We start from the raw sequence: 25246 nt of genomic DNA on the forward strand, positions 1-25246 counted from the left end.
GCCGTTCTCACCGTTCGTCGAATCGAAATCGCGTGTAGGTTTTCGATGCGATGAATCTCAGCGGGACGAGAACGTCGTCCGAGGTCGCTGCAAAACCGCCTCGGTATCGACGTCACGTTGTACAACGCGTTCGAGCAGTGATTGCTTCGCCGTTCTAACGGACAGACTCGAGAGAGGCGTTTCCGATTGCACTAGGAGGTGACGCGTCAACAGAAGTTCTGCGTGGCGTACACCTGTCCGTCGTCGGTGACGTAGACGCCGATGCCCTGGTTCTCCCAGTGTTCGGCGAGGAGGTTCGCTTCGTGGCCCGACGATCCGAGCCACTGGTCGACGACTCCCTCGCCGAGTTCCTGTTCGTCTTCGTAGTGGACGGTGCCGCGGTCGTCAGTGGCCACCGGCGTGTCGAACCACGTCTGGGCGAGGTTCTCGCCGCCGAGGTAGCCGTTGACGCTGCACTCGTATCCCGCGTCCTCGTACCGGTCGAGGAACCTGTCACCGTCCGGGTCTTCGTGGGCGAAGTAGTTACGCTCGACCATATCCTCGCTGTGAACGTACGCGACGTCTCGGAGTTCGTCGTCGAACTCGAGTTCGTCGACGCCTGCGGCGGCGCGTTCCTCATTTACGGCGTCGTGGATTGCCTGTTCGACGTCGTCGATGTCGACAGATTCGACCGACTCGTCGGTGTCCTCGGTCGCACTCGAGACGGGTGCTGTAGCCCCAACACCGATCAGGCTTACGACGAGAATAGCGACGAGTAGTCCGGTTCCGATCGATTTCGATTGTCTCCTCATCCGAAGTAGGTCTGGAAACAAGTAATAAAAATTATTCGAACGTTCATCAAACCCGGAATCTTCCGTGGTGTCGACGGGTGCTGAGAGTGCCGTGAGAACACGGTTGTCGCTCACGCAATCGGCGGGAAAGCGTGGCAACAGCGCCTCGGTGGCCGACTCAGTCGGTTCGAAGGCGAGACTGACTACCCGGGTGGACCACGTCGAGAAGCAATCCTTGCTTCCCGACCGAACTGTTTCAAACACTGAAACAGTTGAACGAGAGTAACTCGAGAGACGAGTTCGCAGAGGCAATCCATCCGGGAACGGACCAGTGAGGGGGTACCAGCGGTATGTTCGGAAGTCGCTTCGATCACGGGATGATCCGCCGATCTCACCCGCGTCAACGCCAGAAGTGACGTGGAATTCGAGAACGAGGATGCCCGACAGTCGTGTTCGCCTCCACGTAATTTACTTCGAAAGGAGACCGTTATAGAATCCTGACACCTCGGCACTGATCGCCGTACGGTTTCCGGAAAAGAAGTGATCCCCAGCCATCGACGAGACGGTGTCACCGCGATCTCGCGCTCGTTCGACCACGGGTTCCCACTCCACGGTCGAATCGCGTTCACCGTAGAGTATCTGAACGGGACACTCGAGTGACTCGAGGGCGGCAACGACGTCGAGATCAGGTGCGATCCGTGCTGTCGGTGCGAGTGCGGAGACAGCGTCGGGATCGGTGTCTGGGGCCGCGAGCAGCGCCATACTCGCTCCGAAACTGTATCCAAAGACGCCGACGGGGAGCGATTCACATTCGTCGCCGCTCGCGCCGTCGAACCGGTCAGTGTCTCTGGCCCAGCGAATCGCGTTTCGTACGTCCTCGCGTTCGCCGTAGCCGTCGTCCCACTCGCCGTAGTCGAATCGTAAGCAGGCGATTCCCGACTCGCAAAGCGCCTCCGCGACGGCGACGAGTCGTGCGTCTCGACGCGACCCACCGTGTCGTGGGTGCGGCGGGCAGGCGACGACGACGGCGCGTGGCTCGTCGTCTGGTTCCTCGAGCGTCCCGCGGACGTCGCGGCCGCCGGGGATCAACACGTCGGTCATGGCTGGCGATTACGTGCGACGACTAATCAAGACTCGTGTCGTCGCGAGTCAGTATCGGAGACGGCCCCGAGTCCGTCGAACGCCCGCTGTAACCGACGCCGATCGTATTCGGCAACAATGACGAGACAGCCGAATCCAAGCAAGAACAGCGCTCCGCCCAGCGTCTGGCGGCCAGCGGCGAACGGCGACGATGCGGCGTACCAGACGGTCGCCGCCGTGACGGCGAGTCCGATCGGGACGCCCGCGCGTGTCGGTCGTGGAACGACGCCCTCGTCGCGAACGAGCGGGCCGACGAGCCAGTACACTCCGCCGATCGTGACCGACGCGGCGAGCAGGGCCACCACGGTCGACCACGACGCGACGATCCCGACGAAAAAGGTGATCACCCCGCCGACGGAGACACCGACTCCCAATCGCTCGAGTCCTGTCGACCAGGTCGGCCGGGCTGCGTGCTGGCTCGACGGCATGCTCGAGGAGTCGTCGTCGCAGGCATCGACGTAGCTAACGCGCTGGCCAGCCGTGATCGCGACGCGTTCGGGCCCGCCGTCAACAACGGTCGGCGACTGGTCGTCGGTTTCGTCCCCTTCTTCGAGCGTGCGATCCGCGGCCGTCGAGTCGACTGCCTTACCCTCGAGCCAGGGCGACTCCGTCTCGACGCCCTCGAACGTGATCGGAAGGCTCGCTGCGACGGCGAAATTCGGGTGGTCCTGTACCTGGAAGTGGAGGTGGGGTTCCGAGGAGTTGCCGGAGTGGCCACAGCGGCCGATTTGCTGGCCGCGCTCGACGTAGTCGCCTGGCTCGACTGCGACGCTGTTCGGGACGAGGTGGACGAGACTGCTGTACTCGTCGGGCGCGTGTTGGATCACGACGTAGTTGCCACGGATATCTCGCTTCAGGAGGTGGGAGAGACCGCCGCCGTGGGCGGCCTCGGGATCATCGTCGGAGGCGTCGACGACGGTTCCGTCGGCGGGTGCGAGAACCGGCTCGTCGTAGCAGTAGTAGTTTTCGACGGCCGTCGGCCCCTCCACCGTCGCCGAGTGGCCGTCGTCATCGGTAATCACGAAGTCGTAGGCGTAGCGCTGGTTCACCGGGAACCACGAGTGAGAGTACTCTCGCTCGAGGCTGCCGTTGACGACCGTCCAGGTACCGTCGACGGGAAGTCGGTACGAACCGTGCTGCTCGTCCGTCTCGGGGCCGGGAATCGAGCCGCGATAGCGCACGAGCGCGACGGCGCTGCCGAGGAGTTGCTGGAGGTCCTGGGCCATCACGAGCGGATTGAGGAACGTCGGCACGAGCATGGCGTAGCCGATCGCGTACTCTCGTCCCGTTCCCATGTGGATCCAGTCGGTCGGTTCCGTCGCGTCCGTTTCGTCGGCGTAACGGCCCAAGACCAGTCCGACCAGCGGAGCGACGAGCGGCCAGAGGAAAAAGAGAAAGAAGAGCTGGAATATCTGCAAGACGGCGAGCGAGTCGAATAGATAGCCGGGAATCGCGAGCACCGAGAGAGCGACGAGATACATCGGCTCGAACGATCGGATCGCACTCCTGAGCCGCGCTGAGGGCGTCGCCGTCTCGGTGGTGGCTTGCTCAGTCATTAGTGACTCTCGGTCGGGAACGGACGTAATCGCTTTGTGAAGACGATTTCACAACGCGAGTTGATAGTTCCTGACGACGTCGCTCCGGAAGTGACAATTAGCTATCGGGAGTAGCCCCGCCCATGACCAGGGACGAGGGGAGCGATGCCGGTTCCGGACCCCAGGTCCGGGAGGCGTTCTCACTGCTCAACCACGAAATCCGCCTCGAGATCGTTCTGGCGCTGCTCGAGGACTGGCAGGCAGTCTACACGGAGCCGCGGTCGTACGCCGAGTTGATGGAGGCCGTCGGAATGCGCGACAGCGGCAAGTTCAACTACCATCTCGACAAGCTTCGCGGCGTCTACGTGTGGCAAGTCGAGGACGGCTACGTGCCGACGGCGAGCGTGACGGCGCTCTATCGGGCCGTACTCGCCCACCAGCCGACTGCAGAGTTCGAGTACGACCAGACCGAGATCGACGCGGCGTGTCCCGGCTGCGACGCGACGCTGGTGTTGGAGTACGAACGCGGTTTCGTCTCCGTCGACTGCAGCGCCTGCGACTGGATTGGATTCACGTATCCGTTCCCCCGACGCGGGTTCGACGGTCGAGATGCGGACGCCGTCGCTCGAGCCGTCACCCGTCGGGCCAGACACCACGTCGCGATGGCCGCCGAAGGCCAGTGTCCGTTCTGTGCGGGGACGACGACGGTCGACCCTCGAGTCGACGCCGTCGAAGACGACGAGTACTGGATCAAAATCGACTGTGACGCCTGTTCGTACACCATCGGAACGGCACCGCTCGCGACGGTACTGTACGACGGGCAGGTCGCTACCGCACTCGAGGAAGTCGGGACTGGTCGCGAGCCATACGACTGGCAACTCCCCGGGGCAACGGTGCGAGTCGAGTCGCGCGACCCCCTCGAACTCGCCCTCGAGATCGACGGTGACGACGGGACGGCGACGGTCGTCGTCGACGACACCGTCACGGTGCAGTCGGTGTGTGTAGACGGCTGATCGGGAGTCGAGTCGACTACGTCACCCGATTTTCGACTATCACGTCGATACTGGCGTTGCTGGTGCGTTCGCGTTCGGTCGGTTTACGTTCGCTACCGCGCCAGAGTCGCCGGTTCCGTCATCGTCTGTCGATGATGTGATGTTTTTAAGGGTGACGAGCGTTACGTACCTAGCATGGGCATCCTCTCTCGGACCTCCTACATCATCCGGTCGAAGATCAACTCGGTGCTCAACAGAGCCGAGGATCCAACGGAGACGCTCGATTACTCCTACGAGCAGATGCGGGATCAACTTCAGGACGTCAAACGCGGCATCGCCGACCTGACCACGCAGAAAAAGCGCCTCGAGATGCAAAAGCGCCGACTCGAGGATAACGTGGAAAAACACAACGATCAGGCTCGAACGGCGGTCCAACAGGGCCGCGAGGATCTGGGTCGGCGCGCCCTCGAGAAGAAGAAGACGAAGATGAACCAGATCGAAGATCTCGAGCGCCAGATCTCCGAATTACAGGGCCAACAGGATCAGTTGATCGAGCAGAAGAACGAACTCCAGAACCGCATCGAGGAGTTCCGCACCAAAAAGGAGACGATGAAAGCCCGCTACGAGGCCGCAGAGGCGAGTTCGACGGTCTCGGAAGCGATGACAGCAACCGGAGAGGAGTTCGAAGACGTCGGTCGCGCCATCGAGCGCGCCGAGGAGAAGACCGAGGACATGGAAGCGCGTTCGGCCGCACTCGACGAACTGCACGAATCCGGGGCGTTCGACAACGTGCTCTCGGACAAGGACAATATCGACCGCGAACTCGAGGAACTGTCGACCGACAGCGGCGTCGAAGCCGAACTCGAGACGCTCAAATCCGAGGTTGGAGAGGGTGACAGCGAGGAGGAACCAGCACCGGACGTCGAGAGCGACGTCGACGAGGACGAACTCGAGGAACTCGAGGAGGACGTCGACGACAGCGAAATCGATGCCGAACTCGCCGAACTGCAGGACGAAGAGAACGCCTGATCCGCCCAGTTTCACACGGAGTAGGCGGTTTTACGGAGGGCCACTGTTACTCGAGAGACCAGATCTTACGGAGGGCCACTGTTACTCGAGAGACCAGATCTTACGGAGGGCCACTGTTACTCGAGTAGCGCTGGCGTAGGCGTTCTCGTGTGTGGACGGCAACGTTGTGCGTAAGGCTATGTTCTGGAGGGTGACGGCCTGAACCCGACATTCACACGAACTGGAGAGAGGAGCAACGACTACCACGGGCGACGTGGAAACGCGCCTATGGGGACGAATCCGGGTTTCGAAACGTTATCGACGACCGAACAAGTGGTGTTACTCTGCGTAGCGACGTGCGAGCGAAGCGACGAGACGCCAGTCCAGGCACACGAGGTTCGACACGCCTGTCGAGCACACCTCGAGAGCGCCGAGACGGACGTCGTCGGCACGGTCTCCGAAGCGGACGTAATGCGTTCGTTGTATCGACTCGAGGACGCGGAGTTTCTCGAGGAAGCCGAAAGAGACCGGCGGTCGCCGACGGGAAAGGGACGACCGGCGTACTCGCTCGCAATCGACGCCGACGACGTCGAGGCGGGTGTAGACGATCGACTGCTCGAGCGTGCGGAGTGAGCGAGTCGCCGATGGGCTGGCATCGATCGACTGTATCTCGCTGACGGTGTCAGCCTGTTCACTGTCTCGAATGCGTGATGACGGTGTCAGTCTGTTCGGGTCCTGAATGCGTGATGACGTATCGATCAGTTCGGCGTGCCGAGTGCCGTGATATCGTACTCCGCCAGTTCGGCCGGTGGCTCGAGGATGACGACCTGGAACTCCCAGGTCGTTTCGCCGTCGAAATCACCGATCGTGTCGAGGTAGCGTCCGAGTTGATCGCCGTCGTCGTTGTACACGCGGACGCGTACTTCGGCGAGATCGATCCGCTCGTCGCCCGTATTTTCGAGGACCCCCTGGACGGTCGGACCCCGAAAGCCGTCCTCGAGGACGAACTCGTGGCGTTCGAACGAGAGTTCTCCGAGGGCAGAGACACTCTCGTTGATCTCCTGTTCGGCGAGAGCCTCCGCCGCGGTCAGTTCGGTTTCCGAGCGGTCCTCGGCGTCGATGTCCTCGATCGGTTCGCGTTCGTAATCGGGTTCACCCTCGACACCCGGCCCACCACCGTTACAGCCGGCGAGGAGGGCGCTCGAGACGGCACCGACGGCGAGAAGGAGTTGGCGACGGCCGGTTGGCGACGCTGTCATCGTCGGCCCCTGTTCGCAGACGAAGACCGTTTCGACGGGGTGTACCCGCGATAACTCATACAAAACGCGACACCACGAATGTATTTCAGTGTAGGCCCTGAACCGTCAGCGGTGTCGGCTGTCGATAGAGGCGAGTGGCGACCAGTCCGAACTCGTCACTGTTCGCTACTGTATCTATAAGCGGGATGTGCAATGCAGGCCTTATTGGTCCATCCGGAAGAAATGAGGGTATGGCCGCTTCAGAGGGAGACGACGCGCTCGAATCTCACGGCGCTGAGATCGGAAAGCGGACGAGTTCGATCACGAGGGTCAAAGAGTGGGTGCTCGTCGAGGGAGACCGTCTGTTCGTCGCAGCGCTCGTCTCACTCGGCGTCTTCGTGTTGTTTCTCGTTCTCAACGAAATTGGGTTCATCGCCGTCACCAACGACGACTCGATTACCAGACTCGCCGGCGGCATGATCGCCGGTACCTTCTCGCTGGTCACGCTGGTCGTCTCGATCAACCAGCTCATCCTCTCACAGGAGTTCGCCTCCGCGGGCGACGCCCGCGAGCAACTCGGAGGCGTACTTGCCTTCCGAGAGAACGTTGCAGAACTAGCTGACGTTCCGGCGAGTCCGGCATCGCCCTCGCTGTTGCTCGAACTCGTCATCGAGACCATCCACCACCAGGCCCAAGAACTCGAGGATGCCGTCGGTGACGACCACGAGGCCGCCGAACTGATCGATCGATACACGACTGGAGTTAAAGAGAGCACCGACCGCATCGACGATACCCTCGAGCAGACGTCGTTCGGCACGTTTCGGGCGATGTCCGCGGCGGTCGCGTTCAACGCCGCCTGGCAGTTGTACGTGGCCAGACAACTTCGTGAACGACACCACGAGTCCGTTTCCGACGAGGCGTCCGACTCGTTAGAGAAGTTGATCGAATCGCTCGAGTTGTTCATCACCACGCGCGAACACTTCAAAACGACGTATCTACAGCGCGAACTCACCAGATTCTCCCAGTTGACGATCTACTTCGGCGTTCCGGCGATTCTGTCAGCGATGATTCTCGGGTTCGTCTACGCGGACCTCACCGGACCGACGGTGAGCGTGGCGTACTTGCCGTTCGTCGTCAGCGGCCTCATCACGATCGTAATCTCGCCGCTCTCGTTGCTCGTTGCGTACATTCTCCGGACAGCAACCATCACCCGTCGAACGTCCTCGATCGGGCCGATGTTGCCACAGAAGGAACCGGAGGCGGGGCCGTTCGAGGTTTCCTACAGTGGAGACGAAGACTGAACAAACGCGTGCAAACGTTCCCCAGCAGTTGCTGGTGGCCCGGCCTACAGCAGGAGATGGCGGGTCGTTTATCCGTCGTTCGAGAGTACTATAGAGTGGATGGAACTGTTAGAGAAACTGCGACTCGACGCTGGGGAGTCGATCAACCTTCGAGACGACCTCAGCGCGGGAACGAACGTCCTCTTACACTTCGTGCTCCTCGGTGGACTCGCCTGGGGGTCGGGACAGCCGTTTCTCTTTCCCAGCCTCGGCCCGTCGGCGTACCTGCTCGCGACCGGTGAGAAACCGCGCGCAGAGGGATCGTACCACGTTATTGGCGGGCACGCGATCGCCGCCGTCTGCGGACTGATCACCTATCTCGTCTTCGCCGACGGCCTCGTCGCCGTCGACGTCTTCGAGCAGGGTGCTCCGTTCTCGAGCGACGTCGGATTGCTCGTCCTCAGTGGCACCCTCGCGATGGTGTTGACGACCATCGGCATGCTCTGGTCGGATACGAACCATCCGGCTGCCTGTGCGACGACGCTGATCGTCGCGCTCGGACTCATGTCGACGGTACTCGAGGTCATTATCATCGTCGCCTCCGTGATCCTCCTCGTCTGGTTTCACGGCATTATCGTCGAACGAGTGCAGGATCTCTTCGGCGTCGAACCGAACGATCCACGCTGATCGGCGGTGTCGCGCCCGCGAGTCGTGTGGCTATGCGTGTCCTCGAGCCCAAAAAATCCGACAGTGGGAGTTACCGACGGCGTTCCGTTCGCGGCGAGTCGTCGGCTTCCCTGAACGGTGCGTCGACCGTCTCTATTTCCGACGTCATATCGGTAATCAGCGCGAACAACGCGCCCAGCAACAGGCCGTAGAGCAGGTGACCCGTTAGACTCTCGAGGGCGAGCCCCGGGAATCCCGGATCAGCGCCGCCGCCGACCGTCGTCCACAGGGTCAAGGCGAGTACGGGAAGGACCGCCCAGACTGCGAGGCCGTAGACGACGCCGGCGAGCGTCAGCCGAAGACCTGGCCCCATTGCCGAGAGGAAGCCGGTCTCGACGTCGGCGGTGATCGTCCCCAGGATCGGCCCCCTCGTGACCAAGAGCCCGAAGACGCCGCCGATGACGAGCCCGTGTGCCAGATGGAACAGCCACCCGGCAGTGCCAATCGGCTCGAGGCCGTATATCGCCGGAATCGCGTCGGTGATGATCGATGGGTCCATCACCCACAGTATCGCGCCGAAGAGCAACGACCCAATAGCGCCACCGACCGCACCACCGACAAGCCAGTTTGCGTACCCGCCGATGCCGAACGTGGTCGGATCGTCTATCTGGTAGCTCATCGCACGCATCAGTAGGAGCGGGAGCCGGATAAAAAACGTGCCAAATAGCTTGTCCAAGCGCCGTACGGACCGCACTGCGAGCGGGCACGAATCTCACGTCGAACAGAAATATATCGGCGTGCCGTCACTTCCTGGGTCGGGTGTTTTGCCACTCGCAGTAGTGGGACTGGTACTCGATGAGCGACACCAATACGAGCGGGAATACCGACGAACAGGATCGACTCGGGGGGATGCGACTGTGGGTCTTGCTCCGACTGAACCGTTGGGTGTTTACCGGGGCGATCTTGCTCGTCATCTACGTCGTGCTCGTGCTCACCAGCTTTTTGCAGCTGACGCCATTGCGGACGATCGTTGAGAACCAAGACGGGATCGAGTTCCTCTTCTCGGCGTTCATCGGCGCGATCATCACTGGGACGTCGGTCGTCGTCACGATCAACCAACTCGTCCTCTCACAGGAACTCGGCGCGATCGGCGACCAGCGCGATCGGATGAGCGCATCGATGGACTTCCAACACGACATCGAAGACACGATCGAAGAGGACATCAGCCCGCCGGAACCCGCCGCGTTCCTCTGGGAACTCGTCGACGGTATCGAAGAACGAGCCAGGGAACTCGAGGAGGAGATGAAAGACGAACGCGACGAGGGGCTTCAGGCGGAAGTCACCGATTACGTCGAGGACGTCACCGGGAACGCCCAGTTCGTCAAAGACGGGCTCGAGGACGCCCAGTTCGGGACGTTCGCGGTGATCTGGAACGCGCTTCGATTCAACTACTCGCGAAAGATTCACGACGCCAGACGGATCCGAACGCACCACCAGGGGGCGCTGTCGGAAGAGGCGAACAAGAAGCTCTCCCGGATGATCGAGACGCTGCGCTACTTCGGTCCCGCTCGAGAGCACTTCAAGACGCTATACTTCCAGTGGGAACTCATCAACCTCTCGCGTGCGCTGTTATACATCTCCGTCCCCGCGCTGACGGTGATGGCGATCATGATCATGTACGTCGACGGGACGACGTTACTCGGAACCACGCTGGGCGTGGACAACCTCGTCTGGGTGACCAGCGCCGGCTTCGTTGCGGGCATCTCTCCGTTCATCGTCTTCATCACCTACATCCTGCGGATCGCGAGCGTCGCCAAGCGCACGCTCGCGATGGGGCCGTTCATCCTCAGAGAGTCCGCTCGAGACGAGGATCTCGGGTAGCCTCGAACCACGCTGGTCGGGCGCTCGAGGGGCGTCTCCACGCCGGAAACCGAGGCGAGAAGCGCTGAGATTCGCCGGCTGCCACATCTATTTCTGACCGTCCCTGTTTGGTCTGCTCGAGCGATGAGTAATGACGGTTCCGCGCCGAGTGACACGATGGCAGAGCGAAGCGACGATCCGACCTGGAAACACGAGTTCCTGTTGAACGCGAATCGCTGGCTCGTCACGACCGGGTTGATGGTGTTCGTCTTCGTCGGTCTACTCGTCGTCAGCCATTTCAGCCCCGTCTCGCTCCCGGCATTGATGGACGAGAAAGAACCCGTTCACACGCTCTTTCAAGCGCTCGTAACGGCCCTGATCACCGGCGTCACCCTCGTCGTGACGATCAACTCGCTCGTGCTCTCACAGGAACTGGGTGCCGTCGAAGACCAACGAGGCCGACTCGAGGGCGCACTCGAGTTTCGGGAAGATATCGAGAAATCGATCGACGCGCCGATCAGCCCGCCGGAGCCGTCGTCGTTCATGCAAGCGATTATCGCCGCCTCACAGGAGCGTGCGACCGAGTTCAAGCGAGCCGTTTCGGATAGCCACGACGACGAACTCATCGAGCGCGTCGACGACTTCACCGATAACCTGACGACCCACGCCGACTCGATCGAAGCCGACCTCGAGAACGCCCAGTTCGGCACGTACGGCGTGATCAAGTCGGCGCTCGACTACAACTACTCCTGGAAGATCTTCCGCGCCCGTCGGATCAAAAACGCCCACGTCGACTCCTTCGACGAGGAGGCGACCGAGGCCTACGAGGACCTCCTCGAGTCGCTCAAACTGTTCGGCCTCGCTCGCGAGCACTTCAAGACGCTGTACTTCCAGTGGGAACTCATCAACCTCTCGCGAGCGATGATGTACGTCGCGGTCCCCGCGCTGGTCGTCACGATGTCCATGTTGCTCTTTTTCGACGCGGACGCCGTCGGTGGGACCTTGCTCGGCATCGACGCCACCGTCTGGGTGGTCGCGTTGACGTCGACCATCGCCGTCACCCCCTTCCTCCTGTTGATCGCGTTCGTCCTCCGCATCGCGACGATGGCCAAGCGAACGCTCGCCATCGGTCCGTTCATCCTCCGGGACTCGAGTCGCGGGGAGGAGATCGACTGGAGTAACGACTCGGAGTGACGGCTCACGCTCGCGCCGCGGGGCCGGGTTACTTCGGCCCCGCCGTCGAAGACAAGTTTATGGCTGACACAGCCACCGACGAGGTTCGTGTCTGGTTAGTCGAACGAACGTATTCGGACGACGAGCAAAACCTGATCATCCTCACCTACGCGACGACCGACGGCGAACGCTACTTCCGCAAGGAACGCGCGCTCACCTCGTTTACGGACGCTCGAGAGACAACCGCCGCCGTCGAGGTCGAACCCACGAATCTCGGGGACGTCGACGATCCCGACCAGCGAGCGAACTACGCTGCCGAGGCAAAACGGATGGCGGAGGTCCACGACCCCGACGACGTCATCTGAAACGTACGGCCGGGCGCTCGACACTCGAGACCTGCGAGGTTACAGTGGTGCGCCCACGAGCACCAGTTTCACGCGCTCGTCGCCGCGATTGAAGATCTGTCGTGATTCCTCGGAATCGAGTCGGAGTAGGTCGTCTTCCTCGAGCGTCACCGTCTCGTCTCGATCGGTCAGTTCGACCTCGGCACTGCCGCTCGCGACGTAGTAGATTTCCTCCTGGTCAGTGTGAGTCTCGTCGTGTTCTTTCCCTTTCCCGCCCGGCTCGAGTTCGAGGATCGAGAAGCCGATGTGGTCGGTTTCGAGTTCGTCTTTGAGAAACCACATGCCGCCGAACTCCTCGGGGACGACTGACTCCGGATCGGTCTTGGACGCAGTATCGTAGCCCATAGCTGGCCAATCGGTCGGCGTCGCTAAATCGGTGGGGGAAGCGGAAATCGGGCTGCCGGAGGAGTCGCCACGGCGCTCCGCCGTCGGGCCCTACTTGAGTCGCCGATACGCACTCAAGTCGGTGACAGGAGTTTACTCGAGGGCCGCGTCGACGAGTTCGACCGGGGTTGGGGGCTCCTCGTTGGCACCGGGTCGGTTCTCGAGTTGGGTGCGACAGGACGCGCCGGGGGCGACGACGCGCTCGCCGTCGCTGTCGTCGACTTGCTCGTAGAGGATGGAGGCGATGGCATCGCTCATGGAGGCGTGTTCGGCCTCGTAGCCGAAACTGCCGGCCATGCCACAACAGCCCGAATCGAGGGGGTCGACGGCGTAGCCCGCCCGGCGAAGGACGCCGACGGCGTGGTGGTCCTTCGCGACGGCCTTCTGGTGGCAGTGGCCGTGGTAGACGAGGTCCGACGCGGCCCCGTCAGCGAACGCCATCTCCTCGTCCAGTCGGAACGTGTCGACGTACTCGCAGACGCCGTAGGTCGCGTTCGCGACGCGTTCGGCCCGGTCGCTCGAGAGGAGGTCGAGGTAGTCGAGTTGGAACATGACCGCGTCCGAGGGCTCGATGACGACGACGTCCCAGCCGTCCTCGACGAGCGGTTCGAGCCTCGAGACGTTCTTTCGAGCCGTCTCGCGAGCCTGCTCGAGAAAGCCCTTCGAGAACGCGGGTCGGCCCGTATCGCCGAGTTCGTCGGGAACCGTGACGTGGACGTTCGCGGCCTCGAGCACCCGAACGGCGGCTTTGCCGGCCTCGGGATGACTGTGATTGGTGTAGGTATCGGGATAGCAGACGACTTTTCGGTCCGCCTCCGCTTCGCTCACCTGCGCGCCGCCTCGTTTCTCGAACCAGTCGCGGAACGTCTCTGAGTGGAACGTCGGCAGCGAGCGACTCGCGTCGATTCCGATCGTCTTCTCGAGGACCGTTCGCGCGCCCGGCACCTTCGCCATCGTGTTCGAGAGGGGGGCAAGACGGGAGCCCCACGCCGAGAGTGTGCCGACGTTCGCGAAGAGTCGATCACGGAGCGTCGCCCCGTGTTCTTGGTGGTACTCGTGGGTCACCTCGGCTTTGAGCTTCGCCATGTCGACCTCGCTCGGGCAGTCGATCGCACAGCCCTTACAGCCGATACACAGGCCCATCACCTCCTCGACGAACTCCTCGGAGGTCGCCTCCTCGGGCTCGAGATCCCCGCTCATCGCCTGCCGGAGCGCGTTCGCCCGGCCACGGGTGCTGGTGATCTCCTCGCGACTCGCGCGGAACGTCGGGCACATGACGCCGCCCGTCGTCTCCTGCTCGCCGCGACAGCCCCCACAGCCGTGACAGAGCTCGATCATGCCCTGCATGCCGTTGTCGTTCTCCCAGTGGAGTTCGGGTTCGAACCCGGATTCGAAGTGGTAGTCGGTGTCGAAGCGGAGGTGCTCACGTAGGTCGGTCGGATCGTCGTCGCGGAAGACGACCTGTCCCGGATTCAAGAGCCAGTCGGGGTCGAACGCCGTTTTGAGGTCCTGAAAGCGCTCCCAGAGTTCGTCGCCGTAGAGCTTCTGATTCCACTGAGTGCGAGCGCGGCCGTCGCCGTGTTCGCCCGACACCGAGCCGCCCAACTCGACCACGAGGTCGGTCGCGTCGTCAGCGATGCCGTGAAGCTGGTCCATTCCGACCTCGCTCTTCGTGTTCACCAGCGGACGGATGTGCAACACGCCGGGGCCGGCGTGGGCGTAGAAGCTGGCGTACGTGTCGTGGTCCTCGAGAATCTCCTCGAACCGTTCGACGAACTCGGGCAACTGCGCCGGCGGAATCGCCGTGTCCTCGATGAACGAGATGTGCTTCGCGTCGGTCGTCCGCGAGAGCAAGATCGGCAGGCCGGACTTGCGGAGCTTCCAGAGCTGGGCGCGCTCTTCTTTGTCGTAGGCCTCGAGCGCCTCGAGTGCGAGGGTCTCGGCCTCGTCCTCGGGCGTCGATGGCGCGTCGGCTGGCACGTCGCCGGTCGGGGTCGCCGAGGGGACGCGGTCGGCGAGTAAGCCAGCGACCTGTTCCTTCCCGTGTTCGGCGTCGTCGGCGTAGAACTCGACGAGTAAGACGGCGTTCGTCCCCTCGGGCAACATTGCGGCGACGGGGCCGAACTCCGCCGTGTCTCGCGCGAGATCGATCAACACGTCGTCTAACACTTCGACTGCTGCGGGTTCGTGCTCGAGAATCGGCGCGACGTCGCGCATTGCGTCGTGGAGGTCGGAATAGCACAGGAGAGAGACCGACTTCGTCTCGGGGACGGGCTCGAGCGAGACGGTCGCTTCGGTGACGATGGCGAGCGTTCCCTCGCTGCCGGCCAACAGACGCGCGAGGTTGACGGTCCCTGCTTCCCCGGTCTCCTGGCCGCCGGGCAAGGGCTTCCCCCGAGCTTCGGCGACGAGTCGGTCGAGGTTGTACCCCGAGACGTTTCGCTTGAGGTCGGGGTAGGCCTCCTCGATCAGGTCGCCGTCCTCTTCGACGAGCCGGCTCACTTCGGCGTAGATTCGCGACTCGAGGTCGCCGTCCGGATCACCGCGCTCGGCGAGTTCCTCGAGCGTCACCTCGCCGAATGTGGTCTGGGTCCCGTCGGCGAGGACGGCCTCGACGGACTCGATGTAGGCGTCCGTCTTGCCGTACTTCAGCGAGTGCGAACCCGTCGAGTTGTTCCCGATCGCGCCGCCGATGGCGCTTTTGTCGCCCCACGCGGGGTCCGGCGCGAACTTCAGGTCGTGCTCGGCGAGCGTTTCGTTGAGCGTTCCAAGGATCGTTCCGGGCTGGACCGTCGCCGTTCGGTCGCGGGTGTCGATCTCGAGCACGTCGTTCAGGTGACGCGTGAAATCGAGCACGACGGCACGGTTGACGGTCTGACCGGCGAGGCTCGTTCCGCCGCCCCGCGGGAGCACGGGGATCTCTCTCGTGTTGCAGTACTCGACGATCCCGACGACGTCGGCCGTCGATTCCGGGAACGCGACGGCGATCGGCGTCATCTCGTAGGCGCTCGCGTCGGTCGCGTAGAGTTCCCGGGAGTACGAGTCGGCGCGAACCGAACACTCGACGAGTGCCTCGAGGTCGTCGACCAGCGCCGGACGGTCGACGTCGTCGCTCCCATAGTCGTAGTTCGCGCGTCGGTCGGTAGCCGGATCAGCGCTCGGCTCCAGAGACATGTGCGTCCCTTACGCACAGGTGGCTAAAAGGATCAGCATTACCGAAGGTACCGCGAACGACCGCGTTCGTGTCTGAAATACAACTCGAGTGGGATCGACATCACGGCGAAAATAGCTGCAATCGACGCTCGCGCAAAAACGGTATCGCTCGACAACGAATTACTCGTAGTCGACGGAGACGGACTCGAGGACAACGTCCTCTCGTGGCTGATCGTTCGCGTCGGTGTCGACGTTGCCGATCTCGTCGACGACGTCCATGCCGTCGGTAACCTTCCCGAAGACGGAGTGACGGCCGTCGAGGTGTGGCTGGGCGTCGAGCGTGATGAAGAACTGCGAGCCGTTCGTGTTCGGGCCGGAGTTCGCCATGCTCAGGATACCTGCGTCGTCGTGACGGAGGTCGTCGTGGAACTCGTCGTCGAACTGGTAGCCGGGGCCGCCGCGACCGGTTTCGGTCGGGTCGCCGCCCTGAATCATGAAGCCCTCGATGATCCGGTGGAAGGCAACGTCGTCGTACAGCGGCTCGCCGTCGACTTCTTCGCCCGTCTCGGGGTCCTCCCAGGTCTTGCCCCCAGTCGCGAGTCCGACGAAGTTGTCGACCGTGCTCGGTGCGCGTTCGTCGTACAGTTCGACATCGATGTCTCCCTTGTTCGTGTGGAGTGTCGCAGTAACGTCTCCCATACGCACGACGACGGTCGGCCGAGTGAAAACGGTAGTGGTCTCGGGTCGCCGAAACCGAACGTTTTGTGCGTGAGTCGATCCGGATTCCGCGTCCGTGAGTCGTATTGGAACGCTAGACGCAACTGGCGAGCCACCGAGAGTTCCATGCGTGACAGACGGCCGCAGGTACATACGAACGGCCGTGGAACACCCGGCAATGACGGATGGAACGCATACGATGGAGGAGGTGACCCTCGCACGTCTCCCCTCGGGCGTGGCGCTGAGCACGACGATTCACACGTACGTGGGCGACGAGGACGGCCCGACGCTCTACGTGCAAGCCGCCCAGCACGGTCGCGAGATCAACGGAACCGAGGCGCTCCGACGGTTTCACGACCGACTGCCACTCGAGTCGCTGTCGGGAACGGTCGTCGCCGTTCCCGTCGCGAATCCGCTCACGTTCGATCTCGTCTCCTACGTCACGCCGGAGGAATTCGACAGCGTCAATCCGAACATGAACCGCGTCTGGCCGGGCAACGAATCGGGCAGCCTCCACCAGCGCATGGCCGCCCGCCTCTGGGAAGAAGCCAGCCGAGCCGACGCCATCGTCGACTTGCACACGGGCAGCCCAGACATGCAGACCCACGTCGTCTACCGGGAGGGCGACGAGCGAGCGCGCCAACTCGCGCGGGCCTTCGGCACCGACCTCTTGCTCTCCGAGCAGGCTGACGACGACGCCGACGACGAGTGGCACCAGCGCGCATTCTCGGGGAAGCTCCGCGTCGCCGCCGCCGAGGAGGGTATTCCGTCGATTACACCCGAACTCTCGCACAAAGAACACATCCTCGAGACGGCCGTCGAAACGGGCGTCGAGGGCCTCCTCGACGTCTGTCGCTCCCTCGAGATGCTCCCCGGCGAGGTGCCAGCACGCACACAGACGGTCGCGCGAAATCACCTCGGGCAGGTGACAGCGACCGACGCCGGATTGTTTCGCGCGAACCCGGGACTCGAGGTGGGAGAACACGTTACCGAGGGAACGGCGCTCGGAACGGTCTACGACCCGACGACGTACGAATCGCTCCAGGAGGCGAGTGCGGATCGGGACGGAATCCTCTACGCGCTCACGCAGGAAGCGACCGTCGTCGGCGGCGACCAACTCGCGAGCGTCGCAGAAATTCGAGACGTGTAGCGTACACCGACGCGAGCTTAGGCAGAGAAACCGCCGTCGACGACCAGTCCGTGACCGTTGACGAACGAGGACTCCTCGCTGGCCAGAAACAGGATGGCGTCTGCGATCTCTTCGGGCTCTGCAAGGCGTTTCAGCGGGTACTGGGCGATCATCTGTTTGCGGGCTTTCTCCGGATCATCCTGTCGCTCGAGGTACTGATCGAGCAGCGAGGTTTCGGTGAAGCCGGGACAGACCGTGTTCGCGCGAACGCCGTAGGGGCCGGCCTCGGAGGCGACGGCGCGAGTCATGTTCAGGACTGCTCCCTTGGTCATCGAGTACGCAGCCTGCTTGGGGAGGCCGAGAATGCTCGCCAGCGAACCGACGTTGACGATGGCTCCGTGGCCCTGTTCTTTGAGGTGTGGCAGCGCCGCGTGACAGCCGTTCCAGACGCCTTTGATGTTGATGTCGATGACGAAGTCACGGATTTCGTCCTCGAGGCTCTCGAGGCTGCCGCCGGGGTGGCCGGTCCCGGCGTTGTTGACCAACACGTCGAGGCCGTGCGTTTCGACGACGGCGTCGATGACGGCGTGGAACTCCTCGCTGTCGGTGACGTCGAGTTCGTAGAAGGTCGCTTTCCCGCCGTCGGCTTCGATATCCGCGGCGACCTCCTCCCCGCCGTCGGTGTCGACGTCGGTGACGATAACGTGTGCGCCCTCCTCGGCACAGCGTTCGGCCGTTGCCTGTCCAATTCCCGCCGCCGCACCGGTGATGACTACTGTCTTGTCCTCGAGTCTCATACTCGCGTATCACACGGCGGACACATAAATTCGTTCATAGAACGCAACGTATTCAAACCAATGTTTCGAGAGGCATTCGGGTTAGTGAACAGTGGTAAACATCGCCTTAGAACGAGTGGTAAACATCGCCTTAGAACGAGTGGTAAATGCAGCCTTAGAGCGAGTGGTAAACGTCGCCTTAGAACGATCGAAGGTCCTCGAGCACCGCCGTCGCGCTGCCGTCGGCGATCACGTCACGAGCGCGTTCGAGGCCGTCCTCGAGACTCTCGACGTCCTGACGGGCGTACATTCGGAACGCGGCGTTGAGGGCGATGGCGTCGGCGAAGTGGTCGTCGCGCTCGCCCGAGAGCACGTCCTCGGTGATCGACGCCGAATCCGCGGTGACGTCGTCGACTTCGAGGTCGTCGTTTTCCATCTCCATGCCGTACTCGTCGGTCTCGATCTCGTAATCCTCGAGTTCCTCACCGTGGTCCCACTCGGCAACCTTCGTGTAACCGGGTCGGATGTCGTCGTAGCCTTCCATTCCCTGGAAGAAGATCGCGCGGGAGTACTCGAGTTCCGTGCTCTCCCCGATGAGATCGGTCATCTTCTTCGCGAACGCGAGGTGGTAGAACGAGCCGAGGTGAACGTCGGCGTTCGCGGGGTTAGCGACGGTTTCGATCGTATTGACGAACGTCCGAACGCCCATCTGATCGCGACGAGCGTAGAGGCCGTGCACGCCGGGGTTGAACGACGGCTGGTAGTAGAAGCCGAAACCGGTTTCGTCGACCATCTCGGCGCTCTCCGTCGGCTCGAGTTGCGTTCGAACGTCCAGTTCGTCGAGGACGTGCTTGTAGGCGGTCGCCTTCTGCGTCGGGACGCGGTCGCCGGAGTGGACGACGATCGGCGTCCCGGCGGCCGCAGCGACGAGGCCGGCACCGACACCGAGGACGGCAGACGTGTGCTTGCCGTCGTAGTTCGCCCCGCAATCGACCGGATTCGCGTCGGGTTCGGCGGTGATGACCGACTCCTCGCGCATGACGTCGGTGTATCCAGCCAACTCCTCGGGATTGTTACGCTTCCAGCGATTCGCGAGGAAAAACGCGCCGAGGGTCGTCTCGTCTGGCTCGCCGGCCAGAATGCGCTGGAAGGCCTCTCGAGCCTGCGCTCGAGTCATGTCGTCTGCGGACTTGGGACCGGAGCCGACGACTTCGGTCATCAGCCGTTTGAGCGGCCACTCGCCGAACGTCTGGGAAGTCTGCGCCATGTGCGTTCGTTGGAAAGCGCCGTGCAAAAACGTCCCGTTTCCGGGGAGGCAGCGGTGACGTCTGGGGCGAGTTTCCCGGTATGAATGACGGGGAAGCCGTTAGTCTGCGGCTGGGGTGTCGACGTCGATCCCGACCGATTCGGGCGTCATCTTCTCGGGGACGTCCACGTCTTCGCCGCGGATATCGTCTAACACCGGTTTGAGGTACTCGATGAACAACTCGGGGTTTTCACTCATCGGGAAGTGGCCGATGCTCCCCATGTCGACCGCCTGGGCCTGCTCGCCGATTCCCTCGGCTACTTCGCGAGCGTCGTCCGGATCGGTCGCGAAATCGTACTCGCCGTTCATCACGTAAACGGGACACGACGGGTTGACCTGATCCAGTTTTCCCCTGTAGTCGTGGTCGACCGAGTAGTAGTAGAGGTCGCCACGGAACAGGCCCGTCGATCCCTGTTCGTAGAGGTGCATCGTCTCTCGTCGCATCGATTCGGGTCCCTGTGGTGCCATCAGCCCCCAGCAGGCGTAGGCACTGGCTTCGGCGATATTGACCTGTGGATCGTGGAACCAATCGAGGTAGTAGCCCGGACTGTAGGTCCCGACCTCGAGACCGATGAGCGCGCGGAATCTGTCCGGGTGCCAGTCACCGAGTTGGAGAATAATGTTTCCGCCGATGCTCGAGCCCATGTAGACAGGATCGTCGAGGTCAAGGGCGTCCGCGATGCTAATGATACTCTCCGCGAACTTCTCTTCGGTCAGCGTGTAGTCTTCGTTCCACCACGCTTCACTCGTCGGTGGAAGCGATTTTCCGTGGTGGGGGAGGTCGTACGCGATGACGCGGAAGTGCTCGGTGATCTCCTCATCCTCGAGAAGGTGTCGCCACTCGTGTCCGTGATTTCCGGCCGTATGTTGACAGAGCAGCGGAATGCCATCCTCGGGGCCACTTTCTTCGTAATACACGCGGTGATTGACCCCGTCTATTTCGACGCCGATGTATTGACCGGTAATCGAGACGCGTTCGCCGTGTTCGGGTGCTTGAATACTCATTTGCTTACGATTGATGGGTTTCTCGCATCAGTTCGAGCGCTCGCTGGAAAGGACGGAGATTCTGAAACACCTTCTTGTTGTTTCCGTGTAACTCGAGGTGCCCCTCGTCGCCTCTCACCGCGGTGCGATAGTCCGACGCGATGATTTCGTTGTTGTGTGCGGGCGGAACGTCCTGGAGGAACTCTTCCCACGCGTCCTGCTTTCCTTCGACGCCGAAGGACCAATCCCCGTTGATACCGGGGTTCTCCACGACGTCGACGACTTCACCGCCGTACATCTCGATCAGATACCGATCGTCGTCGATTTGAACGAAGAAATTGTCGTCGAAGCGGTCGTGCCCGCGAACGCTCATCTCCTGGTCCGAGTTTACGTTCTCCTTGTACGTTTGCCACCATTCGGAACTGGCTAACTCATCATCTGACATGTATTGTTGACTCCATTCATTGGCAGATAGTATCTACCAAGACACACAGAGTGCCAATAGGCGTCGCCTTATACTTATTTTAGAAGATAGTGAGGTACTTTCTTTTCTAAGGGATATCCGTCCAAATACATCAAATTAATATCAAATCGGCAAAGAGATCCGAACGTCGAGACCATCTAATCGAACACTCGAGCGAGCCAGTCAATCGTCGAATTCGACCGCCAACAGGTGCTCCCGGAGGTCGTCACCAGCCCCTCGAGGATTCGTCGGCAAGCGTCGTTCCTGCAAGAGCGTGTTCTCGACGATCGTGTCCACGTCGGATCGCTCGAGGCCGAGCGCTCGCATCGAGGTCGGTAGGTTCAGCGACCGCCGAAGTCGATCACACTCGTCGACGAGCGCCTGGGCGGCCTCGTCGTCCGTCGCCTCCACGGTGGCTACCTCGAGTGAGCGCGCGATATCGGCGTACGCCTCCTGGCGAACGGGCAGATTGTACGTGAGTCCGGCCACGATCGACGCGGCCAGACAGGCACCGTGTGGGTCGTCAGTAAGGCCCCCGAGCGTGCTCGCGAGGGCGTGAACGATACCCAGCCCGGAGATCGAAAACGCCGTCCCCGCGAGGTGCGAGCCGACGCTCATCGCCTCCCGCGCGTCGCGGTCGTCTCCGTCGAAGGTGGCCCGCTCGAGTGCGCCGTGAACCTGAAAGAGGGCCTCTCGAGCCAGTCCACGCGAAGCGGGGTTCGCTCCCTGATAAGTGATCGGGCGCGACTCGATCCAGCGGTGATCGCGAGCCGTCAGGGACTCGAGGGCGTGGACGAACGCGTCGAAGCCGGAGCGAGCGGTCTGTCGAGGCGGCAAATCAGCGGTGAGTTCGGGATCGACCAGCGCGTAATCCGGCCGAAGGGACTCGTCGCTGATTCCGCGTTTGACGCCGTCGTGCGTGAGGACTGCGGTCTGGGTCGCCTGCGATCCGGTTCCGCTCGTCGTCGGGATTGCCACGAGCGGGGCGACCGAACCGGGAACGGCGTCGACCCCGAGGTAGTCGCTCGCGTCGCCGCCGTGTGCCAGGAGGATCGAACGGACTTTGGCCGTGTCGACGACGGAGCCACCGCCGAGAGCGACCACGCCGTCGAACTCCTCGTTCGAGACGGACTCGAAATCGGTCGTCGAGGGTTCCGTCGTCGCGTACTGAATCGACACGTCGCCGGCGAGTTCCGCGACCAGTGGCTCGAGCAAGCCGGCCGCCTCGATCCCCTCGTCGGTCACGACGAGCGGGTTCGTGATCCCCTCGCGCTCGAGGAGGTCGCCGACGGTCTTCGAGACGCCGGCACCGAATCGGGTATCCGTCGCCGTGAACGTCACTGCACTCGAGTCGAGCCCCGACTCGCCTGTGTTTGGTGGAGACATACCGCATCGGTTTCCGAGCCTGCTACTAGATGATTGTGGTGTGAAACCACGAGACTGAATTACGGTGGCGAGGGAGACGACCACGGCGGCGGGGTGTGCGACCACGACGACGGTGGACACCGTTATGGTAATGCGGGACGCCGCGACGGCGACGAGGAACGCCACCACGACGAAATCGTGAGGGCGGTGACGGTGGAAACCGGTAGCCAGCCGGGGTGATCGACAGCTATACCCGCGGATGGCAGAAACGTTCGGGCGGTCGATCGTCGTAGCTATGGCCTGGCGCTACCGTGATACGGTCCTCGTCTGTTGTACGCTGGCGTTTTTCGTGACGATGGTCGGACGGCTGGCCGTCAGCCCGGTCATCCCGGAGATCATCGCCGAGTTCGAGGTCTCGAACACGCTCGTCGGCGTCGCGATGACCGGCATGTGGCTCGCGTACGCCCTCACGCAGTTCCCCAGCGGCGTCCTCGCGGATCGCCACGGCGAGCGACTGATCATCCTCGCCTCCGTCGTCGGGACGGGCCTCACGAGCCTGCTGATCGTCCTCGCGCCACACTTCGCGATCTTCCTGGTCGGCACGGTGCTCGTCGGCGGTGCCGCGGGACTTCACTACAGCGTCGCGACGGCACTGCTCACGCGAACGTACGACGATATCGGGACGGCTATCGGGATTCACAACGCGGGAGCACCCGCTGCCGGGTTGATCACGCCGGTTATCGTCGCCTGGATCGCCGTCCGCTACGGCTGGCGCCCCGCCGTCGCGATCACGGCCGTCGTCACCGTGCCGATTGCCGTGCTCTTCGTCTGGCGCGTCCGGCCGACGCCGCCTCGATTCCCCGAACGACGGCTTCGGGACAGCATCTCCCCCGAACAGAGCCTCGAGATTCTCTCGCGGCCCTCGATCGTCTACACCGGCATCATCGCCATCATCTGTGACTTTATTTGGCAGGGCGTCGCCACGTTCCTGCCGACGTTTCTGGTCGAATTTCGTGGCTACTCCACGACGACGGCGAGCATCCTGTTCGGCTGTTACTTCGTCGCCTTAGGAGTGCTCCAGATCGTGATCGGGAACCTCTCCGATCGGTTTGGCCGGGATGCAGCGACCGGGGTCTGTGCCGTCACCGGAATGCTCGGATTCGGCCTGCTGATCAGCCCCACTGGCCCGGCCGGCGTCTTCGTCGGCATCCTGCTGGTCGGCTGTGGGATGGGATGGGGTGCAGCGGTCTTGCCCCGGTTCATGGACCACCTCTCGGCCGAGGAGCAAAGCGTCGGGTTCGGGATGATCAGAACCGTCTACATGATCGTCGCCGCGTCGGGGTCGATCGCCATCGGGCTCTTCGCCGACCTGTTCGGCTGGGCCGTCTCCTTTGGCATCTTGATCGGCATGCTCGCCGTCGTGCTCGCGCTCATCGTCGCGAACTGGGCGTTGGATCTCCGATACTGACCCGCGGACCATTTTCGCCGGAAGGAAGCCTCTCGAGCGCCCATCAGTCGCTCTCTCAGGGACCGACTGCGTGAAGCTGTATCGTTAAGTGATCGCTCGCTGAACCTCTGGCTACGAATGCACGACCCAGAGACGGTGTGGGACTTCGCGATGGCGGATCAGCTCAAATTCGGTCTCGAGGCCAGTACGGAATTGGGAGCCGAACTCGAGGCGCGCGGCGTCGACTCGGCCCTCGTCGTCACCGACGAACAGCTTCGAGAAACCGGCGTCGTCGAGGACGCGCTGTCGTCGGTTCCTGCCGACCTCGAGGTCACAATTTTCGAGGGCGTCGAACCGGACCCGGCCGTCGATGTCTACGAAGCGGCCCTCGAGGCAGCCGCTGACACCGATCCGGACGCGATCGTTGGCGTCGGCGGCGGGAGTTCCCTCGACGTCGCGAAAGTGACCGGCGCGCTCGTCGGTACGGAGCGCGACCTCCTCGAGTACATCGCGCCGCCAATCGGGGGCGGAGAACCCGTTCCAGCGTCCGAAACCGTCGTGTTCGCCCTCCCCACGACCGCCGGCACCGGAGCCGAAAGCTCGCCAGCCGCGGTCGTCTCCCTCCCGGATCGGGAACTGAAAGTCGGTATCTCGAGTCGCTATCTCTACCCTGACCTCGCTATCGTCGACCCGCTGTTGACCGTCTCGCTCCCGCCGTCGATCACCGCGGCGTCCGGGATGGACGCGCTCACCCACGCTATCGAGGCCTACACGACGCGTCGATACGACACCAAGGAAACACCCACGCACGCCTCCGAGCGGGCGAATTACGGGGGTCGAACGGGGATGACCGACATGTACGCGAAACAGGCCATCGAACTGATCGGCGGCAGTCTCCAGCGCGCGGTCAACAACGGCGAAGACGTCGAGGCCCGTCGCGACATGGCACTCGGCAGCGTACTCGCCGGAATCGCCTTCACGAACGCCGGACTCGGCGCGACCCACGCCATGGCCTACCCGGTCGCCGGCGAAAATCATACGCCACACGGCGTCACCGTCGCCGCCTTGTTGCCATCGGTGATGCGCTACAACGCCTCGACGGCGTACGATCGCTACGGAACCATCGCCGAGTTGTTGGGAGAGTCCCTCGAGGGTGCGAGCGACCGCGAAGCCGGCGAGCGAGCCGCAATCGCAGTCGAATCGCTGTGTGCCGACATCGGCATTCCCGACGGACTCGCGGAACTGGGCGTCGAAGACGACGACATTCCGCGACTCGCGGAGAAAACGGCCGAAATTCAGCGACTGCTAGTCGGGAACCCGCGACGCGTCACTACGGACGACCTCGAGACCATCTTCGCGGACGCGTACTGAGAGCGCGGTTACGATTTCGGTGATTCACAGGAAGGCCGTTTCGAGCCCGACAATTCGCGTCTCGAGAGCGCGTGCGAGGGCGAAC

At 62.6% G+C, this 25246-nt stretch carries 24 protein-coding genes; 11 read left to right on the forward strand and 13 right to left on the reverse strand.

What is annotated here, in order from left to right; all coding sequences use genetic code 11:
• Window positions 1–206 precede the first annotated feature (206 nt).
• The 3 genes from BLW62_RS13135 to BLW62_RS13145 form a co-directional block, all read right to left on the reverse strand.
• Window positions 207–791, reverse strand: a complete 585-nt coding sequence (locus tag BLW62_RS13135) for a CAP domain-containing protein (protein ID WP_090507451.1) — start codon at window positions 789–791, stop codon at window positions 207–209.
• Between the two features lie 447 nt (window positions 792–1238).
• Window positions 1239–1871 carry an alpha/beta hydrolase gene (locus BLW62_RS13140; RefSeq protein ID WP_090507452.1) on the reverse strand — a complete coding sequence of 211 codons (633 nt, stop codon included), beginning with the start codon at window positions 1869–1871 and terminating at the stop codon, window positions 1239–1241.
• 26 nt (window positions 1872–1897) lie between these two features.
• A complete protein-coding gene (locus BLW62_RS13145) occupies window positions 1898–3466 on the reverse strand; it encodes a M23 family metallopeptidase (RefSeq protein WP_090507453.1) in 1569 nt (522 codons plus the stop codon).
• Window positions 3467–3588: 122 nt separating this feature from the next.
• Here BLW62_RS13145 and BLW62_RS13150 point away from each other — a divergent pair, with 122 nt between their 5' ends.
• The 3 genes from BLW62_RS13150 to BLW62_RS13160 all read left to right on the forward strand — a co-directional run bounded on the left by BLW62_RS13150 (window position 3589) and on the right by BLW62_RS13160 (window position 6078).
• Window positions 3589–4458, forward strand: a complete 870-nt coding sequence (locus tag BLW62_RS13150) for a winged helix-turn-helix domain-containing protein (RefSeq protein WP_090507454.1) — start codon at window positions 3589–3591, stop codon at window positions 4456–4458.
• A 174-nt stretch (window positions 4459–4632) separates the two neighbouring features.
• Complete coding sequence (locus BLW62_RS13155) at window positions 4633–5466, forward strand: PspA/IM30 family protein (protein WP_090507455.1); 834 nt, start codon at window positions 4633–4635, stop codon at window positions 5464–5466.
• A gap of 267 nt (window positions 5467–5733) precedes the next feature.
• Window positions 5734–6078: a hypothetical protein gene (locus BLW62_RS13160; RefSeq protein ID WP_090507456.1), complete on the forward strand. Its 345-nt coding sequence runs from the start codon at window positions 5734–5736 to the stop codon at window positions 6076–6078.
• A 125-nt stretch (window positions 6079–6203) separates the two neighbouring features.
• On the opposite strand, the gene BLW62_RS13165 is transcribed toward BLW62_RS13160, so the two are convergent.
• The gene (locus BLW62_RS13165) at window positions 6204–6704 is read right to left on the reverse strand and encodes an FxLYD domain-containing protein (RefSeq protein WP_090507457.1); all 501 of its coding nucleotides are present in this window, start codon (window positions 6702–6704) and stop codon (window positions 6204–6206) included.
• A 230-nt stretch (window positions 6705–6934) separates the two neighbouring features.
• Here BLW62_RS13165 and BLW62_RS13170 point away from each other — a divergent pair, with 230 nt between their 5' ends.
• Both BLW62_RS13170 and BLW62_RS13175 read left to right on the forward strand, forming a co-directional pair.
• Entirely contained in the window at window positions 6935–7984 is a 1050-nt protein-coding gene (locus BLW62_RS13170; protein ID WP_090507458.1) for a DUF7972 family membrane protein, read from the forward strand.
• 99 nt (window positions 7985–8083) lie between these two features.
• Window positions 8084–8650 carry an HPP family protein gene (locus BLW62_RS13175; protein WP_090507459.1) on the forward strand — a complete coding sequence of 189 codons (567 nt, stop codon included), beginning with the start codon at window positions 8084–8086 and terminating at the stop codon, window positions 8648–8650.
• A 70-nt stretch (window positions 8651–8720) separates the two neighbouring features.
• Here the strand turns inward: BLW62_RS13175 and BLW62_RS13180 are convergent, their stop codons facing one another.
• Window positions 8721–9308 carry a hypothetical protein gene (locus BLW62_RS13180; protein WP_090507460.1) on the reverse strand — a complete coding sequence of 196 codons (588 nt, stop codon included), beginning with the start codon at window positions 9306–9308 and terminating at the stop codon, window positions 8721–8723.
• 176 nt (window positions 9309–9484) lie between these two features.
• On the opposite strand from BLW62_RS13180, the gene BLW62_RS13185 reads away from it, so the two are divergent.
• The 3 genes from BLW62_RS13185 to BLW62_RS13195 all read left to right on the forward strand — a co-directional run bounded on the left by BLW62_RS13185 (window position 9485) and on the right by BLW62_RS13195 (window position 12027).
• On the forward strand, window positions 9485–10510 hold the full coding sequence (locus tag BLW62_RS13185) for a DUF7972 family membrane protein (protein WP_090507461.1): 1026 nt from the start codon (window positions 9485–9487) through the stop codon (window positions 10508–10510).
• 123 nt (window positions 10511–10633) lie between these two features.
• Window positions 10634–11683: a DUF7972 family membrane protein gene (locus BLW62_RS13190; protein ID WP_090507462.1), complete on the forward strand. Its 1050-nt coding sequence runs from the start codon at window positions 10634–10636 to the stop codon at window positions 11681–11683.
• A gap of 59 nt (window positions 11684–11742) precedes the next feature.
• Entirely contained in the window at window positions 11743–12027 is a 285-nt protein-coding gene (locus tag BLW62_RS13195) for a DUF7967 family protein (RefSeq protein ID WP_090507608.1), read from the forward strand.
• Window positions 12028–12066: 39 nt separating this feature from the next.
• Here the strand turns inward: BLW62_RS13195 and BLW62_RS13200 are convergent, their stop codons facing one another.
• From BLW62_RS13200 to BLW62_RS13210, 3 genes are all read right to left on the reverse strand, one after another.
• The gene (locus BLW62_RS13200) at window positions 12067–12411 is read right to left on the reverse strand and encodes a cupin domain-containing protein (RefSeq protein ID WP_090507463.1); all 345 of its coding nucleotides are present in this window, start codon (window positions 12409–12411) and stop codon (window positions 12067–12069) included.
• A 132-nt stretch (window positions 12412–12543) separates the two neighbouring features.
• A complete protein-coding gene (locus BLW62_RS13205) occupies window positions 12544–15624 on the reverse strand; it encodes an FAD-binding and (Fe-S)-binding domain-containing protein (protein ID WP_090507464.1) in 3081 nt (1026 codons plus the stop codon).
• Between the two features lie 159 nt (window positions 15625–15783).
• Window positions 15784–16302, reverse strand: a complete 519-nt coding sequence (locus BLW62_RS13210) for a peptidylprolyl isomerase (RefSeq protein WP_090507465.1) — start codon at window positions 16300–16302, stop codon at window positions 15784–15786.
• A 196-nt stretch (window positions 16303–16498) separates the two neighbouring features.
• Here BLW62_RS13210 and BLW62_RS13215 point away from each other — a divergent pair, with 196 nt between their 5' ends.
• Window positions 16499–17470, forward strand: coding sequence for a succinylglutamate desuccinylase/aspartoacylase family protein (locus tag BLW62_RS13215; protein ID WP_090507466.1), 972 nt, complete (start codon window positions 16499–16501; stop codon window positions 17468–17470).
• Between the two features lie 17 nt (window positions 17471–17487).
• Here BLW62_RS13215 and BLW62_RS13220 read toward each other — a convergent pair whose 3' ends face one another.
• The 5 genes from BLW62_RS13220 to BLW62_RS13240 all read right to left on the reverse strand — a co-directional run bounded on the left by BLW62_RS13220 (window position 17488) and on the right by BLW62_RS13240 (window position 22364).
• Complete coding sequence (locus BLW62_RS13220; protein ID WP_090507467.1) at window positions 17488–18246, reverse strand: SDR family NAD(P)-dependent oxidoreductase; 759 nt, start codon at window positions 18244–18246, stop codon at window positions 17488–17490.
• A 178-nt stretch (window positions 18247–18424) separates the two neighbouring features.
• On the reverse strand, window positions 18425–19492 hold the full coding sequence (locus tag BLW62_RS13225) for an anthranilate phosphoribosyltransferase (protein WP_090507468.1): 1068 nt from the start codon (window positions 19490–19492) through the stop codon (window positions 18425–18427).
• 99 nt (window positions 19493–19591) lie between these two features.
• Window positions 19592–20536, reverse strand: coding sequence for an alpha/beta fold hydrolase (locus BLW62_RS13230; RefSeq protein ID WP_090507469.1), 945 nt, complete (start codon window positions 20534–20536; stop codon window positions 19592–19594).
• A gap of 4 nt (window positions 20537–20540) precedes the next feature.
• Window positions 20541–20960 (reverse strand): hypothetical protein, encoded by a 420-nt coding sequence (locus BLW62_RS19025; RefSeq protein WP_090507470.1) that lies wholly within the window; start codon window positions 20958–20960, stop codon window positions 20541–20543.
• A gap of 201 nt (window positions 20961–21161) precedes the next feature.
• Window positions 21162–22364, reverse strand: a complete 1203-nt coding sequence (locus BLW62_RS13240) for an iron-containing alcohol dehydrogenase family protein (protein ID WP_090507471.1) — start codon at window positions 22362–22364, stop codon at window positions 21162–21164.
• A gap of 274 nt (window positions 22365–22638) precedes the next feature.
• Here BLW62_RS13240 and BLW62_RS13245 point away from each other — a divergent pair, with 274 nt between their 5' ends.
• Window positions 22639–23811 (forward strand): MFS transporter, encoded by a 1173-nt coding sequence (locus BLW62_RS13245; protein ID WP_090507609.1) that lies wholly within the window; start codon window positions 22639–22641, stop codon window positions 23809–23811.
• Between the two features lie 117 nt (window positions 23812–23928).
• Window positions 23929–25161, forward strand: coding sequence for a hydroxyacid-oxoacid transhydrogenase (locus BLW62_RS13250; protein ID WP_090507472.1), 1233 nt, complete (start codon window positions 23929–23931; stop codon window positions 25159–25161).
• Window positions 25162–25246: the final 85 nt, after the last annotated feature.

The sequence above is a fragment of the Natronorubrum sediminis genome, assembly GCF_900108095.1.
GTDB classification, from domain to species: domain Archaea; phylum Halobacteriota; class Halobacteria; order Halobacteriales; family Natrialbaceae; genus Natronorubrum; species Natronorubrum sediminis.